Source organism: Streptomyces sp. NPDC092370, assembly GCF_044755265.1.
Classification (GTDB): Bacteria; Actinomycetota; Actinomycetes; order Streptomycetales; family Streptomycetaceae; genus Streptomyces.
Genome location: NZ_JBIVQO010000002.1, coordinates 786,774 through 802,113 on the forward strand (window position 1 = coordinate 786,774; position 15,340 = coordinate 802,113).

A 15,340-nucleotide genomic window follows, 5' to 3' on the forward strand; every position below is an offset into this window, starting at 1 on the left:
AATCGCACATTCCGCCACGAACGGCCCGACGGCGACCTCGGCCCCGTTTCCGGACGCACCAGCCGGTGTGATGGTCCGACCGTCGACACCTTGTACCCCGCGACCGGCGGTTCAGTGCGTCAGGCACGCCCGTAGCGCGTGAACAGGAAACCGTCCTCCTCCAGCATCGACACCAGTTCGAAGCGGTGCGGGACCGTGACCGCCGGCCCCCCGGCGATGCGCTGCGCGTCGCCCGCCGTGAGCATCGGGGAGACGGTCAGGCACAGCTCGTCGAGCACACCGGCCGCGACCAGCTGGCCCAGCAGCCGCGGGCCGCCCTCGGTCAGCAAGCGGGTGTGGCCGAGGTCGGCGAGGGCCCGGACGGCGCGGGCGGGATCGACGCCGATGCCGTCCCCCGCGGTCACCACCCTGGCGCCCGCCTTCTCCGCGGTGGCGACCCGGTCCGGGGCGGCCGCGGCACCGGTGAGGATCAGGGTGGGCACCAGGGGCGAGGTGAACAGCGGAAGCGAGAAGTCCAGGTCGAGGCCGGCGGTGACCACCGCGATCGCGGGTGCGGGCCGCTGCCCGGCCGCCTCCCGCATCGCCGCGAAGTCCTCCCGCGCGCGGGCCGGCCGGTACCCCTCCTTGCGCACCGTTTCGGCGCCGACGACCACGACGTCGGCGAGCGCCCGCAGGGTGCCGAAGATCCGCATGTCGGTGGCGCTGGAAATGGGCTGCGAACGGCCGTCGTGCTGGGCGGCACCGTCCAGCGTGGACACCATGTTGGCGCGCAGCCACGGCACCCGGCCCCCGGGCCCCGGCTCGGGGTAGGCGTACGCGGCCGCCAGTTCGTCCAGGCTCCACTCCCGTCCGGCGTCCCCACCGGACGCGCCACCCGGGGCCGGAGCTGCTGTTTCATCGGTCACAGGGAACAGACGTCGCATGCCGTGCAGTGTTCCACGCGCCGTAGCATGGTGAACCGTGTCCTCTTCCCCTGCCCCTTCCGGAAACGGCCCCGTGAGCGACCCGGCCCCGCTCTCGCTGTGCGCCCGTGAGCCGCATGTGCCAGCGGACCGGCTGGTCGCCGAGATGGTGCCGCCGCCGCGGTTCGACTCCGTCCGCTTCAGCACGTACATCCCGGACCCGAACCAGCCCAGCCAGACCGAGGCCGTCACCGTCCTGGAGAACTTCGCGGCAGGACTCGGCGCGAGCGCCGGTCCGGGCAAGCGGCGGCTGTTCGGTTTCGGCAGGGCGGCGAAGAAGGCCCCCTCCGGCCCGCGCGGCGTCTACCTCGACGGCGGCTACGGCGTCGGCAAGACCCACCTGCTGGCCTCCCTCTGGCACGCCACCCCGGCCGAGCCCGCGCTCAAGGCCTTCGGCACGTTCGTGGAGCTGACCAACCTGGTCGGCGCCCTCGGCTTCCAGAAGACGGTCCAGACACTGTCCGGCCACCGCCTGCTGTGCATCGACGAGTTCGAGCTCGACGACCCGGGCGACACCGTCCTGGTCTCCACGCTGCTCGGCAAACTCGTCGACGCCGGCGTCGCGCTCGCCGCCACCTCCAACACGCTGCCGGGCAAGCTCGGCGAGGGGCGGTTCGCCGCCGCCGACTTCCTGCGCGAGATCCAGGGCCTGTCCGCCCACTTCCGCGCCCTGCGCATCGACGGCGAGGACTACCGGCACCGCGGTCTGCCCGAGGCGCCGCCGCCGTACTCCGACGAACAGGTGACCAAGACGGCACACGCCACGAACGGCGCCTCCCTCGACGCGTTTTCGCCCCTCCTGGAGCACCTCGCCCGCGTCCACCCCAGCCGGTACGGCGCCCTGACCGACGGGATCAAGGCCGTCTGCCTCACCGGCGTACGGCCGGTCCCCGACCAGTCGACGGCCCTCAGGCTCGTCGTCCTCGCGGACCGGCTCTACGACCGCGAGGTGCCCGTGTTGGCCTCGGGCCTGCCCTTCGACCAGCTCTTCAGCGACGAGATGCTGAACGGCGGCTACCGCAAGAAGTACTTTCGGGCCATCTCCCGGCTCACCGCCCTCGCCCGCGACGCGGGCGCACTGGCGAACGCGCGGTGATCACCGCTCCACTACAACTTCAACAGCCGTGAGGGAAGCGTCGATTCGAGCCACCCCACCCACGGTTTTCAGGCTCTCTTCAGCTGGAAACGTTAAGTTAACCCTGCAAATGACTTTGCCGGGTTAACGTGTTTCTTGACCAGCCGTTGACCAACCGTTGGTCCGCACTAGACGTGCGGCACATATGAAGGGGGGCGCATGCATCGAGGTACGACGGCACGGACCGTGGTTTCGATCCTCGCCGCCGCCCTGCTCGCCCTTCAGTTCTTCGCACCCACGGCGTCGTTCGCGTCCGCGCACACGTCGAGCGAAGCCCAGGCCAAGGCTGCCTCCGGAACCAAGCCCTCCGGGAAGTCCTCACGACCCGGCGCCGAACTCGCCGGGAAGGCCCTGCGTGACGAGGCGGCCTCGTGCCGCGCGGGACGCCACGGGGACCCGACCGGTCCCCTGCGCACCCGTGACCGGTCCCACGCCGCCGACTCGGCGCCCACGGCGCCCGAACGGCCGCTGCCGAGGCACACCCGACCGACAGCAGACGAACCGGTCAGACCCGGCGCCGCGTACGAACGCACGTCGAGATCCTCGGCGTCGCGCACCCCTGCAGCCCTGCAGGTCTTCCGCTGCTGAGCAGCGAAACGCAGTACCCCCCCCACCTCTGTCATGCCCGTCCGACGCGCCCCCACTGCGCGCCAGGAGGAGTCACCACACCATGCAGCCCCTCATCGACAACGCCCGCAAGTTCGGACAGCGCCCTGAGGAGTTCGCCCGCCTCGCCGAGGGCCAGTCCCCCGACGTCCTGTTCATCACCTGCTCCGACTCCAGAGTCGTACCGGCCCTGATCACGGGCGCCCGTCCCGGCGAGCTCTTCGAGCTGCGCACCGCGGGCAACGTCGTTCCCCCCCACGCCCTCGAGCACCCCACCTCGGAGGCGGCCACGATCGAGTACGCCGTCGAAGTCCTGGGCGTCAAGGACATCGTGGTCTGCGGCCACTCGCACTGCGGTGCCGTGGGCGCGGTGGTACGCCACGACGATCTGACGGTCGTACCCGCCGTGCGCGACTGGCTCGCGCACGCCTGTGACGAGCCCAAGTGCTCCGACCCGGCCGACCCGACGGTCGCCGAGGCCGTGCAGAACCACGTGCTGACGCAGCTGCTGCGGCTGCGTTCCTACCCGTGCATCGAAAAGCGCCTCGACGCGGGTGAACTCCGGTTGCACGGCTGGTACTACGAGGTCCACACCGGCGTCGTGCGGGAACACCGCACGGAATCCGACACGTTCGAGACGCTCTGAGGGGGCTGTGACCATGCTGTCGAAGTTCCCTTACCTGAGGCAGGACTTCCTCGCCTCCATCGTCGTCTTCCTGGTCGCCGTGCCGCTGTGCGTCGGCGTGGCGGTCGCATCCGGCGTTCCCGCGGAGCTGGGCCTGATCACCGGCATCGTGGGCGGGATCGTCACCGGGCTCATGCGCGGCAGCAGCCTCCAGGTCTCCGGGCCCGCCGCCGGCCTGACCGTGCTGGTCTTCGAGGCCGTCAGCGAGTTCGGGGTGGCCACGCTCGGCGTGATCGTGCTGTTCGCCGGGCTGCTCCAGCTCGCCATGGGCTTCTTCGGGATAGGCCGCTGGTTCAGGGCGATTTCCGTCTCCGTCGTCGAGGGCATGCTCTGCGGTATCGGTCTGGTGATCATCGCCGGGCAGATATACGCGGCAGCGGGGCTGAAGGCCCCGGAGTCCGGTCTCGGAAAGATCGCGGGTCTGCCCGGGGCGTTCGCCGACGCGCTCGGCAGCACCGAGGCCCTGGCCTCCCTCGCGATCGGCGCGGGCACCGTCGCCGTCATCGTGCTGTGGAAGAAGCTGCCGAAGGCGGTTCAGACCGTGCCCGGCGCCCTCGCGGCGGTCATCCTGGCCACGGTCGCCGCGCTCGCCTTCAGCCTGCCGGTCGCCACCGTTCAGGTGGAGGGTCTGCTCGGCGTCATCCAGCCGCCCGGGGCCGAGGCCTTCGGCGAGTTGGCCACCCCGGCCATCTGGGGCACCATCATCGCCTTCGCGCTGATCGCCTCCGCCGAGAGCCTGTTCAGCGCGGCGGCCGTGGACCGGCTGCACGACGGTCCGCGCACCGAGTACAACAAGGAGATGGTCGCCCAGGGCGTGGGCAACACCCTGTGCGGTCTGCTCGGCGCGCTGCCGATGACCGCGGTCATCGTGCGCAGCTCCGCAAACGTCAACGCGGGCGCGAAGACCAAGGCGTCGCGTGTGCTGCACGGCGTGTGGCTGCTGCTGTTCGCCGCCGCGATGCCGTGGGCCCTGGCTCTGATCCCGATCCCCGCCCTGGCCGGCATCCTCGTGCACGCCGGCTGGAAGCTGATCCCGTTCAACCAGATCACGGCGCTGTGGCGGGAGCACAAGGGCGAGGCGCTCATCCTGGTCGTCACCGCGGTGTCGATCGTCGCGGTGAACATGTTCGAGGGCGTGCTCATCGGTCTGGCCCTGTCGGTCGTGAAGACCGCCTGGGAGGCCTCGCACGTCAAGCTCGAGATCATCGACAAGGGCGCCGGCCCGATCCAGGCGTACCTGTCCGGCAACGCGACCTTCCTGCGGCTGCCGAAGATCCTCGACAGCCTGGAGAGCCTGCCGCAGGACCGCCCGGTCGAGCTGGACCTCTCGGGCCTGCACCACCTCGACCACGCCTGCCGGACAGCCCTGGAGAACTGGGCCACGCGGCACAGCGCGACGGGTACCGAGCCGGTGAAGGTCACGGAGCCCGTCGGGGCCCCGGCTGAGAAGGTCACTGCCGCCTAGCGGGCGGCCGGACCACCCGATCCCCGGTCCGGGGCGCGCCGGCTGCGCGCCCCGGACCACTCGCGTCCGCTCCCGTTCCGTCCCGGCCCGCGGGGCGTGGCCCCGCACCGTGATCCGGGCATATCGTTACAGAAGGCGAAGGTTTCGGACCTCTGAACGGGGAGGTCGGCATGGTCGAAGAGCTGGTCGGTGTGGTGGCCGCGGCCGGGGCCGGGGCACTGGTGTACCTGGCCTCCGCGGCGCGGGTCGTCAAGCAGTACGAGCGCGGCGTCGTCTTCCGGCTCGGGCGGCTGCACGGGGAGGTGCGGCGGCCCGGGTTCACCCTCGTCGTCCCCGCGGTGGACCGGATGCGCAAGGTCAACCTGCAGATCGTGACCATGCCGATCCCCGCCCAGGAGGGCATCACCCGCGACAACGTGACCGTGCGGGTCGACGCGGTGGTGTACTTCAAGGTGGTGGACCCGGCGGCCGCCATCGTCAACGTCGAGGACTACCGCTTCGCCGTCTCGCAGATGGCGCAGACCTCGCTGCGCTCGATCATCGGCAAGAGCGAGCTGGACGACCTGCTGTCCAACCGGGAGAAGCTCAACCAGGGCCTGGAGCTGATGATCGACAGCCCTGCCGTGGAGTGGGGCGTGACCATCGACCGCGTGGAGATCAAGGACGTCTCCCTGCCGGACACCATGAAGCGTTCCATGGCCCGCCAGGCGGAGGCCGACCGGGAGCGGCGGGCCCGGCTGATCAACGCCGACGCCGAGTACCAGGCCTCCAAGAAGCTGTCCCAGGCCGCCCAGCAGATGGCCGACACGCCCTCGGCGCTCCAGCTCCGGCTGCTGCAGACCGTCATGGCGGTGGCGGCGGAGAAGAACTCCACGCTGGTCCTGCCCATCCCGGTGGAGCTGCTGCGGTTCCTGGAACGGGGCCAGCAGCCCCCCGCGCAGAGCGCGGGACACGCCGATGCGGCGGACCGGGCGGAACGGGCGGAGGACTCCGTCGACCGCACGGAACGGGCCGAAGAGGCCATGGAGCAGCTGAGGCGCGCGGTCGAGCAGTGACCAGCGCCACGCGCGTGGTTCCCGCCGCCCGCACCAGGTGATAGACACAGCGGGATCACAGTTCCTGTCCGCCAGCAGGAAGGTTTCCCCATGACCGCATCCGGTCGCTCCGCCACACGACGTCAGATGCTCGCCGGGACGGGCGCCCTGGGCATCGGGATCGCGTTCTCCGGCGCCCTGTCCGAACTCTTCGCAGGCACCGCCGCCGCACAGGGCCTCGGCCGCACCGGCTACGGCCCGCTCGTCCCCGACCCCGAGGGCGTCCTCGACCTGCCGGAGGGGTTCCGCTACCGGATCCTCTCCCGCGAGGGAGACGAGCTCCGCTCCGGCGAGGGCAAGGTCCCCTCCAACCACGACGGCATGTCGGCCTTCCCGGGCAGAGGCGGCCGTGTCCATCTGGTCCGCAACCACGAGAACCGCGCCAGCGGCAAGGTGCCCGTCCCAGCCGTCGAGGGTCTCACCTACGACCCGGCCGCCAAGGGCGGCTGTACGGCGCTGACGCTGGACTGTCACAACCGGGTCCGGTCGGAACGCGTCGCGATCGCCGGTACGGCCGTGAACTGCGCGGGTGGCCCCACCCCGTGGGACACCTGGCTGACCTGCGAGGAGACCGAGGACAAGGCGGGCACCAACGGTTACACCAAGGACCACGGCTTCATCTTCGAGGTCGACCCTGCCGACCCGCACCGCACCGGGGCCGTGCCGCTGACCGCGATGGGCCGCTTCGCGCACGAGGCGATCGCCGTCGACCCCCGGCGGGGCGTGGTGTACGAGACCGAGGACGCCTTCGAGAAGCCCTTCGGCCTCTTCTACCGCTTCCTGCCGGAACGCCCGCTGGGCGGACGGGGTTCGCTGCGCGCGGGTGGCCGGCTCCAGGCCATGCGCGTGCCGGGCGTGCCGGACCTGTCCTCCGTCCAGGACGTCGGCGCCGAGTTCGACCGCATCGAGTGGGTGGACGTCCCGGACCCGCAGGCCGCACGGACGCCGATCCGGTTCCAGGACTTCGGTCGCGGAGGCATCACGCACGCGCAGAAGCTGGAGGGCTGCTACTGGGGCGGCCGGTCGGTGTACTTCGTGTCGTCCTTCGCCCGCCGCTCGGACGGTTCGGCCGCCGACCACTTCGGGCAGGTCTGGCGCTACGACCCGGAACGCCGCCGGCTCACCCTGGTGATCGTGTTCGGCCCGGACACCGATGTGCAGTTGCCGGGCGAGTCGCCGGACAACATCTGCCTGGCGCCCAGTGGCGGACTCATGGTGTGCGAGGACGGCAACGGCGCCCAGCACGTCTACGGCGTCACCAGGCGGGGGGAGGTCTACGCGATGGCCCGCAACCGACAGAACATCGGCACCGAGCAGGAGCCCGAGTGGGGTGAGTTCGCCGGGGTGACCTTCTCGCCCGACGGCGACACGATGTACGTGAACTGCTACACGCCCGGCACCACGTTCGCGGTGACGGGCCCCTGGCGCCGCTGACCGGCGCTCAGTTGCCGGACGGGGCGCCGGCGAGATTCGGCGTCCCGCCGGACCGGCGAGGCACAGGACCGCAAGGTGGCCCGATGACACACCAGGACAGCACTCCGCTGCGCGACCGGCTCCGCCTCCCGCCGGGTGAGCCGGTCGACCTGACCCGGTACGACGCCGCAGCAACCTCCGCCGCCCCGGACGGCAAGGCGGCGGGCAGGGCCGCCACGGCCCGTGTCGGCGAGCGGCTGGCCGTCCTCCAGGAGCGGCTGTGGGCGGCGAGCACCAAGGGCGACCGGCGCCGGGTCCTGCTGGTCCTGCAGGGCATGGACACCAGCGGCAAGGGCGGCACGGTCAAGCACGTCATCGGCCTGCTCAACCCGTCGGGCTGCCGGATCACCGCGTTCAAGGCGCCCACCGCCGAGGAGCGAGCGCACCCCTTCCTGTGGCGGGTGGAGCAGGCGCTCCCGACCCACGGCGAGCTGGGCATCTTCGACCGCTCCCACTACGAGGACGTGCTGATCGCCCGCGTCCGGGAGCTCGCACCCGCCACCGAGATCGCACGGCGCTACGAGCAGATCAACCGCTTCGAGCGGTCTCTCGCCGACGACGGCGTGACCCTGGTCAAGTGCTTCCTGCACCTCTCCTACGACGAGCAGCGCCGCCGGCTGCTCAAACGCCTCGACAAGCCGGAGAAGCACTGGAAGTTCGCCGCCTCCGACATCGACGACCGTGCCCTGTGGCCCGCTTTCCAGGAGGCCTACGCCATCGCCCTGGGGCGCTGCGGCACCTCGGACGCGCCCTGGTACCTGATCCCGGCCGATCACAAGTGGTACCGCAACTGGGCGGTCAGCACCCTGCTCCTGGAGCACTTCGAGGAGCTGGACCCGCGGTACCCGAAGGCGGACTTCGACGTGGACGAGTGCCGCAGACGGCTGCTGGAGCAGCCCTGATCCCTCCGGTCAGGCGGCGAGCAGGGCGTCGATCTGGGCGACGGCCTCCGTCAGGCCCTCCTCCATGCCCATGGCGACCATCTGCTCCATCTGCTCGCGGGAGTCGAACAGGGAGCGCATCTCCATGCGGGTGCCGCCCGCGTGCTCACTGAGCCGCACCCGCACGGACGTGGTCGGCATGTCGTCCTTGGGCTTGCCGTCGTCGTCGGCGAAGCCGTCGGTGAACTCCAGGGTGGTCGGCTCGCTGACCGAGGTGATCCGCCACCAGCCGCGATGCCGGTCGCCCTCCGGGCCGGTCATGAAGTAGGCGACCTCTCCACCGGGGCTCAGGTCGTGCTCCTGCACGGTCGCCGGGTAGGTCGGCGGGCCCCACCAGCGCTCCAGCTGCCGGGGGTCGGCCCACAGCCGCCACACCCGCTCGACCGGGGCGGCGAAGTCGGCGATCAGGGTGAGGGTGAGGTGGTCGAGGTCCTTGTCGACGCTGGTGACGCTCATCGCCCGGGTCCTTCCGTCGTGTCGTTCTCTTCGGTTTCGGTGTCCTCGGCGAGCAGCCGGGCCATTCGGTCCACACGCCCGCGCCACGCCGATTCGAGTGCGTCCAGGGCCTGTCGTGCGCGGCCCACCGCGTCGGGGTCGGTGCGCACGAGCTGCTCCCGTCCGCTGCGCTGCTTGGTGACCAGACCCGCCCGTTCCAGCACCGCGACGTGCTTCTGCACGGCGGCGAAGCTCATCGGGTAGGACTCCGCCAGCCGGGACACCGACAGCTCGCCGCGCACGCAGCGCCGCAGTATGTCCCGGCGCGTGGTGTCGGCCAGGGCGTGGAACAGCCGGTCCACCGTCTCGTCACTCAACTCATCTACAACCATTTGGTTGTACGTTAGTCCTGATCACCCCTTCTGTAAAGCGACCCGCCCGACCATGAAGCGGACGGACAGGGGTACTCGATGCTGCATGGGCGAAAAGCAGCAGGTCAGAAGCTCGTACTGGCTCGAGACCGCACCGGACGGTCACCACCCGCCGCTGACGGAGGACCTGGACGTCGACGTGGCGGTCATCGGCGCCGGGATCGCCGGGCTGTCCACCGCGTGGGAGCTGACACGGGCCGGGCGCAGCGTGGCCGTGCTGGAGGCCGGCCGCGTCGCCGCGGGCGTCACCGGGCACACCACCGCCAAGGTCACGGCCCTGCACACACTGGTCTACGACAAGCTGCGGCGCACCCGGGGCCCCGAGGGCGCGCGGCTGTACGCGCGGTCCCAGTCCGAGGCCATCGAGCACGCGGCCCGGATCGCCGGGGAACTGGGCGTCGACTGCGAGTGGGAGACGAGGAGCGCCTACACCTACGCCCGCGACGCGAGCCGGCTGGAGGAACTGCGCGCGGAGGCCCGGGCCGCGGCCGAGGCCGGGCTGCCCGCCTCGTTCGTCACGGAGACCGGGCTGCCCTTCCCGGTGGCGGGCGCGGTCCAGGTCACCGGACAGGCCCAGTTCCACCCGCGCAAGTATCTGCTGGCCCTCGCCGCCGACCTGGTCGAGCACGGCGGGCGGATCTACGAGGACACCACCGTTCTCGGCCTGGACGAGGGCGAGCCGTGCCGGGTGTCCACCGCGACGGGGGCGACCGTCCGGGCCCGGGACGTCGTCGTCGCGACGCACTACCCGATCTTCGACCGGGCCCTGCTCTTCGCCCGCCTCTCCACGCGCCGCGAGCTGGTGGTCGCCGGGACGATCCCCGCCGAGCAGGACCCGGACGGCATGTTCATCACCCCCGACGAGGAGACCCGCTCGGTGCGCACCGCGCCGTACGAGGGCGGCCGGCGGCTGCTCATCGTCACCGGTGAACACTTCACACCGGGCACGGGCGACCCGCGGGCCCGTTTCGAACGCCTCACCGCCTGGGCCACCGGCCACTTCCCGGACCTGGAGGTCACCCACCGCTGGGCCACCCAGGACACCGAACCCACGGACACCGTGCCGATGGTCGGCCCGCTGCACCAGGGTGCCCGGCACGCCTATGTGGCCACCGGCTTCGGCGGCTGGGGCATGACCGGCGGCATCATGGCGGGCCGGCTGCTGACCGCGCAGATCACGGGCGAGGAGTGCGAGTGGAGCGCGCTGTACGACCCGCGCCGGGTGAAGGCCGCGGTGCGTGAGGCGCCGACGTTCCTCAAGACCCAGGCCAAGGTCGCCGGGCACTTCGTGGGCGACCGGCTGCGGCCTTCCCCGCCGGTGGAGTCCCTGCCGCCCGGCGAGGGCGCCGTGGTCCGCGCCGACGGCCGGCGTCTCGCGGTGTACCGGGACGACGACGGCCGGCTCCACGCCGTCTCCGCCCGCTGCACCCACCTGGGGTGCCTGGTCGACTTCAACGCCGCCGAACGCGCCTGGGAGTGCCCCTGCCACGGCTCCCGTTTCGACACGGACGGCAAGGTGATCCAGGGCCCTGCGACCAAGCCACTGGAGCAGCGCGACCTCTGACGACCGCCCGGGCCTACGCTGGACGTATGAGCGAGGACGACTACTGCCTGATCGACGCGACCAGGCCGCCCCGGGCGGAGGGGCCGCCGTTTGCCGAGTGCGTGCTGTGCCGGGAGCCGACGGAGTACCCCGAGTCGTACAAGGGCATCACGCTCTGCCCCGTCTGCGAATGGCAGGAGGCGCAGCGCACCGCCTGCTCAGGGTGATCTGCGGGAGGCCGGCGCACCGGCCAGGGCCAGCGTCCCTGCCGTGACCAGGGCCGCCGCGGCCAGGGGCGGCAGCGGCAGCGGGACGACGCCCTTCCACGAGCCGGGGGCGTCGATGCCGGCGAGCAGCCGCAGCAGCGTGGACTTGCCGCTGCCGTTGGCGCCCTCGACACGGACGAGCCGGCCCGGGGCCAGTGTCAGGTCGGCAGCGCGCAGCACCCAGGGGCCGTGCGGACCGTACCGTCGGCCCGCGTTCCGCAGACACGGGTCGGGGCGCATGGGCCCATCCTGCACGATCTTCGGGCTGGCACACTGGGCTTCGTGCATGAAGACCCGACGCCCGTGAACGACAGTCCCTTCCGGTCCGAGCGCTCTTCGCGCGACGAGGCACCGCAGTTCGTGCTGCCCCTGGTCGTGCGGATCGAGCGGGCGGACCCGCCGGCGCGCACGGACGCCCTGGAGACGGCCGCGCGAGCCGTGCTGACGATGCTGGCCGACGAACGGTCGACCGGTGACGGCGAGTGGGCCGGGGCGATGCGGGACTGGCAGGACGCCCGGATCCGCAAGGTGGTGCGGCGGGCGCGCGGCGCGGAGTGGCGGCGGGCCGAGGCGCTGGACGGCATCACGGTCACCGGCAAGTCGGCGCAGGTGCGGGTCTTCCCGCCCGTCCCCCTGGACGGCTGGCCCAAGGACCTGGCCAGGCTCCAGGTGTCCGGCACGGACCTGGACGACCCGGAGCCGCCGGTGGACGCGGACCCGGCCGCTCCCGTGCTGTGGCTGAACCCGGATCTCGGCATGTCGGCGGGGAAGGCGATGGCGCAGGCGGGCCACGCCGCCCAACTGGCCTGGTGGGAGTTGTCCGACGGGGAGCGCACGGCCTGGCGGGGGGCGGGCTTCCCGCTCGCCGTCCGTACAGCCGATGCTCACCGCTGGCCCGGACTGACCGGCAGCGGACTGCCGTTGGTGCGCGACGCGGGATTCACGGAGATCGCGCCCGGCTCGTGCACGGTGGTGGCGGACCACCCGGCGCTGCGCAAGGAGCCGCACGGGACGGGCGGTCCGGCGCCCACCCGTTCGGAGTAGCCCCGGGCGCGGCGGCCGTGGACGAGTGCTCCAGTGGGGTTACCAGTCGACCCGACCCAGGAGGCAGCCATGTCCAGCGCCGCGCCCCCTCCCCCCGCCCCGCCCGCCTCCGACGACCGGATGCCCGGCGGCCCCGGCCCGGGCGAACCCGGTGCCCCGTGGGCGGCGGGGGGTCTCGCTCTCGGTGGCATCCTGATGGTCGTCTACGGCCTCTTCGCGGTGCTCCAGGGCATCGCGGCGATCGCCGGCGACGAGGTGTACACGAGCTTCGGCCAGTACTCCTTCGAGTTCGACCTGACCGCGTGGGGCTGGATCCATCTGATCGTCGGTGTGCTCGTGGTGGCCGCCGGGTGCGGCCTGTTCACGGGGGCCGCCTGGGCGCGGGTCGTGAGCGCGATCGTGGTCGGCCTGGCGCTGATCGCGAACTTCCTCTGGCTCCCGTACCAGCCCTTCTGGTCGATCATCATGATCGTGACCGGCCTGTTCGTCCTGTGGTCGGTGTTCAACTACCGCTCCTCGCGCCCGGTGTAGGGCCCCCGGTCAGGAAGAAGGCGGCGGGCGCCGCTCGCGCTCCGCGACCACCGCGTGCATCCGGCGGGTCAGCGCGGTGGCCGCCGCCGTGAGGAAGACGAACGCGTACAGGATCTGAGCGACGGCCACCAGCCGGGCCTCCTGCCCGAGCGGGGTGATGTCGCCGTAGCCGACGGTCGCGAGCGTGACGACGGTGAAGTACAGCGCGTCGACCCGGGTGCGCAGACCGGCGAACTGGCCCGGCTGCTGGGCGAGCGCGAAGTAGCCGGACGAGAAGACCAGCACCGCCAGGCACATCAGCAGCGGGATCATGATGCCCGACCGGGTGTGCGGTTTCTCCAGCACCACGTCGCGCACCTGGCGCAGCAGCAGCGCGGCCAGCACCCCCAGGCACAGGCCGAACAGGGGCCAGCCCACCCAGGGGCGGTCGGCGCCGAGCCCCTCCAGCGGCAGCAGGAAGTAGGCCGTGCCGACGGCGACGACCAGAGCGCCGGCGCCGGTCCACAGCCACCGGGCCGCGGCCCCCGGGGCCCGGCCTCCGCGCGGGGCGGTGCGCCTGCTCACTGCCTTCGCGCATAGGTCCGGTGTACGTCGTATCAGCGGGTGGCGCGAGCCCGGGGGCTCCGTCGGTGGGGCGGGGCCGGGACGGACCGGTGATCCGGCCGAACCTCAAATGTTGCTCTGAAGGCGGGCCGGGTGGGGTTCGGGCGCGGACGGCTGGGCCATACCCCCCTCACGTTCGAGGAACGGGCCGGGTGGAGGAGGGGACGATGGAGCGACTGGGGACGGGCATCGGGTGGCGGCCGGAGATCGCGGACGCCGTGGAGCGGATGCCGGGGATCGACTGGGTCGAGGCCGTGGCCGAGAACGTCTGCCCCGGGCACCTGCCCGACTCTCTGCGGCGGCTGCGCGAGCGCGGCGTCACCGTGGTGCCGCACGGCGTCTCGCTCGGCCTCGGAGGCGCGGACCGGCCCGACGCGGGCCGGCTGACCGCACTGGCCGAGCGTGCGCAGGCGCTGGGCTCGCCGCTGGTCACCGAGCACATCGCGTTCGTACGGGCGGGCGGATCACTGACGGCGTCCCCGCGTCTGGAGGCGGGCCACCTGCTCCCCGTCCCGCGAACCCGGGACGCGCTGGACGTGCTCTGCGAGAACGTGCGCATCGCGCAGGACTCACTGCCGGTGCCACTGGCCGTGGAGAACATCGCCGCGCTGATCTGCTGGCCGGGCGAGGAGATGACGGAGGGCCAGTTCCTCTACGACCTCGCCGACCGCACGGGCGTCCGTCTCCTGATCGACGTGGCCAACCTGCACACCAACCACGTCAACCGGGGCGAGGACCCGGCCAAGGCCCTCGCCGAGCTCCCCCTGGAGGCCATCGCCTACGTCCACGTCGCCGGCGGTTTCGAGCGCGACGGCGTCTGGCACGACAGCCACGCCCACCCCGTTCCCCGGCCGGTCCTCGACATCCTCACGGACCTCGCCTCCCGGGTCTGCCCTGCGGGTGTCCTCCTGGAACGAGACGAGAACTTCCCGGAACCGGCGGAACTGGAAGGCGAGTTGACGTCGATCCGCCGGGCGCTGGAGGCAGGGGCGGTCGAGCGCGTGAAGGCACAGTTCCGTTCGACGGTCCTCGCGGCCGCTGGACGGGCGGAGGCCGCACGGCGCGACGAGGCACCTTCGCGAGCCGGCTCCGGGCGGCGGGACGAAGCCGGGCGCCTCGACGCTGGTCCGTTCGCAGGCGCCGGCGCAGGACCGCGGGAAGAGGCCCGGGGCGGCGGCGCCGGACCGCGGGGCCATGAGACCGGGGCGGTCGAGGCGACACGGGGCGCCTTCGGCCCGCCCCACCCAGAGGGCGTCGACGGCGCTCGGCAGCGGCTCGGGCTGGCGCAGGCGGCGCTGCTGTCGGCGCTGGTCGCGGGGACGCCCGTGCCCGAGGGGTTCGACCGGACGCGGATCGGCGTACAGGCGCGGGCGCTCGCCGCGAAGCGGGCGGATGTCGTGGCGAAGGTCGCTCCGGAGTTGCCGGTGATCCTCGGTGGCGACTACCGCACGGCGTTCCTCGGCTACGCCCAGACCCGCCCGATGACCGCCGGCTACCGGCGCGACGCCCTCACCTTCGCCGAGCACCTGCTGTCCACCGGGCACCCCGGGGACACGCGGGCACGGCGGGAGCTGCGGGAGTGGTGGCTGGAACGGTCGGGTCCGGCGCCACGCTCCCGGCGCCCGGGCCACCGCCTGGCCCGCGCCACGCGCAGGGTGCTGTCGCGGCGCTGACGAGTTCGGGGGCCGGGCCGGGCCCCCGGCTCCTCGCCTCCCCCCCCTGCCCGGGAGATGCCCCCGGCAGCGCACCGCCTTCTCCGTCACGGCCTCGCCCGCCGGTGCGTCGCCGCGCCCGTGGTGGTGCGCGGTCGCCATGTGAAGCGGACCGGCGCCATAGGCGGCCCTTCCCCTCTTGCCCCGACATGCCACCACGGCCGTCCTCGACCACATCAAGGTCTTGGAGGCCACGGACCATGCCGAATTCGACGCCGTGGCCCGTGATGTGGCCGGCGACAGCGTCCCTCCGGCCGCCGGTCCGGGGCCGGCCGTACCGCCCGCCCGCGTCCCTGTCACCGCACTACACGCTCCCGCCACCCGCCACCCGCCACCCGCCTACAGTCCGCCACCCGATCGAAACGGAACGTCACATACCGACAACACTCCGTCCGGATCGCGAACGAGGCATGG

The 15,340-nt window shown here is 72.3% G+C and carries 17 protein-coding genes; 12 read left to right on the plus strand and 5 right to left on the minus strand.

Annotated elements, in window-relative coordinates; translation table 11 throughout:
* Positions 1 to 119: 119 nt before the first annotated feature.
* Positions 120 to 923: a pyrimidine reductase family protein gene (locus tag ACIQHQ_RS10125; RefSeq protein ID WP_402611347.1), complete on the minus strand. Its 804-nt coding sequence runs from the start codon at positions 921 to 923 to the stop codon at positions 120 to 122.
* A 37-nt stretch (positions 924 to 960) separates the two neighbouring features.
* On the opposite strand from ACIQHQ_RS10125, the gene zapE reads away from it, so the two are divergent.
* The 7 genes from zapE to ACIQHQ_RS10160 all read left to right on the plus strand — a co-directional run bounded on the left by zapE (position 961) and on the right by ACIQHQ_RS10160 (position 8,322).
* On the plus strand, positions 961 to 2,058 hold the full coding sequence (gene zapE, locus ACIQHQ_RS10130; protein ID WP_402611348.1) for a cell division protein ZapE: 1,098 nt from the start codon (positions 961 to 963) through the stop codon (positions 2,056 to 2,058).
* A gap of 198 nt (positions 2,059 to 2,256) precedes the next feature.
* On the plus strand, positions 2,257 to 2,685 hold the full coding sequence (locus tag ACIQHQ_RS10135; protein WP_402611349.1) for a hypothetical protein: 429 nt from the start codon (positions 2,257 to 2,259) through the stop codon (positions 2,683 to 2,685).
* Positions 2,686 to 2,767: 82 nt separating this feature from the next.
* Positions 2,768 to 3,349 carry a carbonic anhydrase gene (locus ACIQHQ_RS10140; RefSeq protein WP_402611350.1) on the plus strand — a complete coding sequence of 194 codons (582 nt, stop codon included), beginning with the start codon at positions 2,768 to 2,770 and terminating at the stop codon, positions 3,347 to 3,349.
* Between the two features lie 13 nt (positions 3,350 to 3,362).
* Complete coding sequence (locus ACIQHQ_RS10145) at positions 3,363 to 4,853, plus strand: SulP family inorganic anion transporter (protein ID WP_402611351.1); 1,491 nt, start codon at positions 3,363 to 3,365, stop codon at positions 4,851 to 4,853.
* A gap of 170 nt (positions 4,854 to 5,023) precedes the next feature.
* The gene (locus tag ACIQHQ_RS10150) at positions 5,024 to 5,908 is read left to right on the plus strand and encodes a slipin family protein (protein WP_402611352.1); all 885 of its coding nucleotides are present in this window, start codon (positions 5,024 to 5,026) and stop codon (positions 5,906 to 5,908) included.
* Between the two features lie 90 nt (positions 5,909 to 5,998).
* Entirely contained in the window at positions 5,999 to 7,381 is a 1,383-nt protein-coding gene (locus ACIQHQ_RS10155) for a PhoX family protein (protein ID WP_402611353.1), read from the plus strand.
* Positions 7,382 to 7,464: 83 nt separating this feature from the next.
* A complete protein-coding gene (locus ACIQHQ_RS10160) occupies positions 7,465 to 8,322 on the plus strand; it encodes a PPK2 family polyphosphate kinase (RefSeq protein WP_402611354.1) in 858 nt (285 codons plus the stop codon).
* A 9-nt stretch (positions 8,323 to 8,331) separates the two neighbouring features.
* On the opposite strand, the gene ACIQHQ_RS10165 is transcribed toward ACIQHQ_RS10160, so the two are convergent.
* Positions 8,332 to 8,817, minus strand: a complete 486-nt coding sequence (locus ACIQHQ_RS10165; protein ID WP_402611355.1) for an SRPBCC domain-containing protein — start codon at positions 8,815 to 8,817, stop codon at positions 8,332 to 8,334.
* The gene (locus ACIQHQ_RS10170) at positions 8,814 to 9,188 is read right to left on the minus strand and encodes an ArsR/SmtB family transcription factor (protein ID WP_402611356.1); all 375 of its coding nucleotides are present in this window, start codon (positions 9,186 to 9,188) and stop codon (positions 8,814 to 8,816) included. Before ACIQHQ_RS10170 ends, ACIQHQ_RS10165 begins: the two co-directional genes overlap by 4 nt.
* A gap of 85 nt (positions 9,189 to 9,273) precedes the next feature.
* Between ACIQHQ_RS10170 and ACIQHQ_RS10175 the strand changes: the two genes are divergently transcribed.
* Positions 9,274 to 10,791, plus strand: coding sequence for an FAD-dependent oxidoreductase (locus ACIQHQ_RS10175; RefSeq protein WP_402611357.1), 1,518 nt, complete (start codon positions 9,274 to 9,276; stop codon positions 10,789 to 10,791).
* Between the two features lie 26 nt (positions 10,792 to 10,817).
* Complete coding sequence (locus ACIQHQ_RS10180; protein ID WP_402611358.1) at positions 10,818 to 10,997, plus strand: hypothetical protein; 180 nt, start codon at positions 10,818 to 10,820, stop codon at positions 10,995 to 10,997.
* On the opposite strand, the gene ACIQHQ_RS10185 is transcribed toward ACIQHQ_RS10180, so the two are convergent.
* Positions 10,989 to 11,276 carry an ATP-binding cassette domain-containing protein gene (locus ACIQHQ_RS10185; RefSeq protein WP_402611359.1) on the minus strand — a complete coding sequence of 96 codons (288 nt, stop codon included), beginning with the start codon at positions 11,274 to 11,276 and terminating at the stop codon, positions 10,989 to 10,991. The two genes, ACIQHQ_RS10180 and ACIQHQ_RS10185, sit on opposite strands and share 9 nt — an antisense overlap.
* A 42-nt stretch (positions 11,277 to 11,318) precedes the next feature.
* On the opposite strand from ACIQHQ_RS10185, the gene ACIQHQ_RS10190 reads away from it, so the two are divergent.
* Together ACIQHQ_RS10190 and ACIQHQ_RS10195 are read left to right on the plus strand one after the other, a co-directional pair.
* Entirely contained in the window at positions 11,319 to 12,080 is a 762-nt protein-coding gene (locus tag ACIQHQ_RS10190) for a peptidyl-tRNA hydrolase (RefSeq protein ID WP_402611360.1), read from the plus strand.
* Positions 12,081 to 12,149: 69 nt separating this feature from the next.
* Complete coding sequence (locus tag ACIQHQ_RS10195) at positions 12,150 to 12,611, plus strand: hypothetical protein (RefSeq protein ID WP_402611361.1); 462 nt, start codon at positions 12,150 to 12,152, stop codon at positions 12,609 to 12,611.
* 9 nt (positions 12,612 to 12,620) lie between these two features.
* Here ACIQHQ_RS10195 and ACIQHQ_RS10200 read toward each other — a convergent pair whose 3' ends face one another.
* The gene (locus ACIQHQ_RS10200) at positions 12,621 to 13,175 is read right to left on the minus strand and encodes a potassium channel family protein (RefSeq protein WP_402611362.1); all 555 of its coding nucleotides are present in this window, start codon (positions 13,173 to 13,175) and stop codon (positions 12,621 to 12,623) included.
* Between the two features lie 206 nt (positions 13,176 to 13,381).
* Here ACIQHQ_RS10200 and ACIQHQ_RS10205 point away from each other — a divergent pair, with 206 nt between their 5' ends.
* Complete coding sequence (locus ACIQHQ_RS10205) at positions 13,382 to 14,887, plus strand: DUF692 domain-containing protein (protein WP_402611363.1); 1,506 nt, start codon at positions 13,382 to 13,384, stop codon at positions 14,885 to 14,887.
* The last annotated feature ends 453 nt before the right edge of the window (positions 14,888 to 15,340 follow it).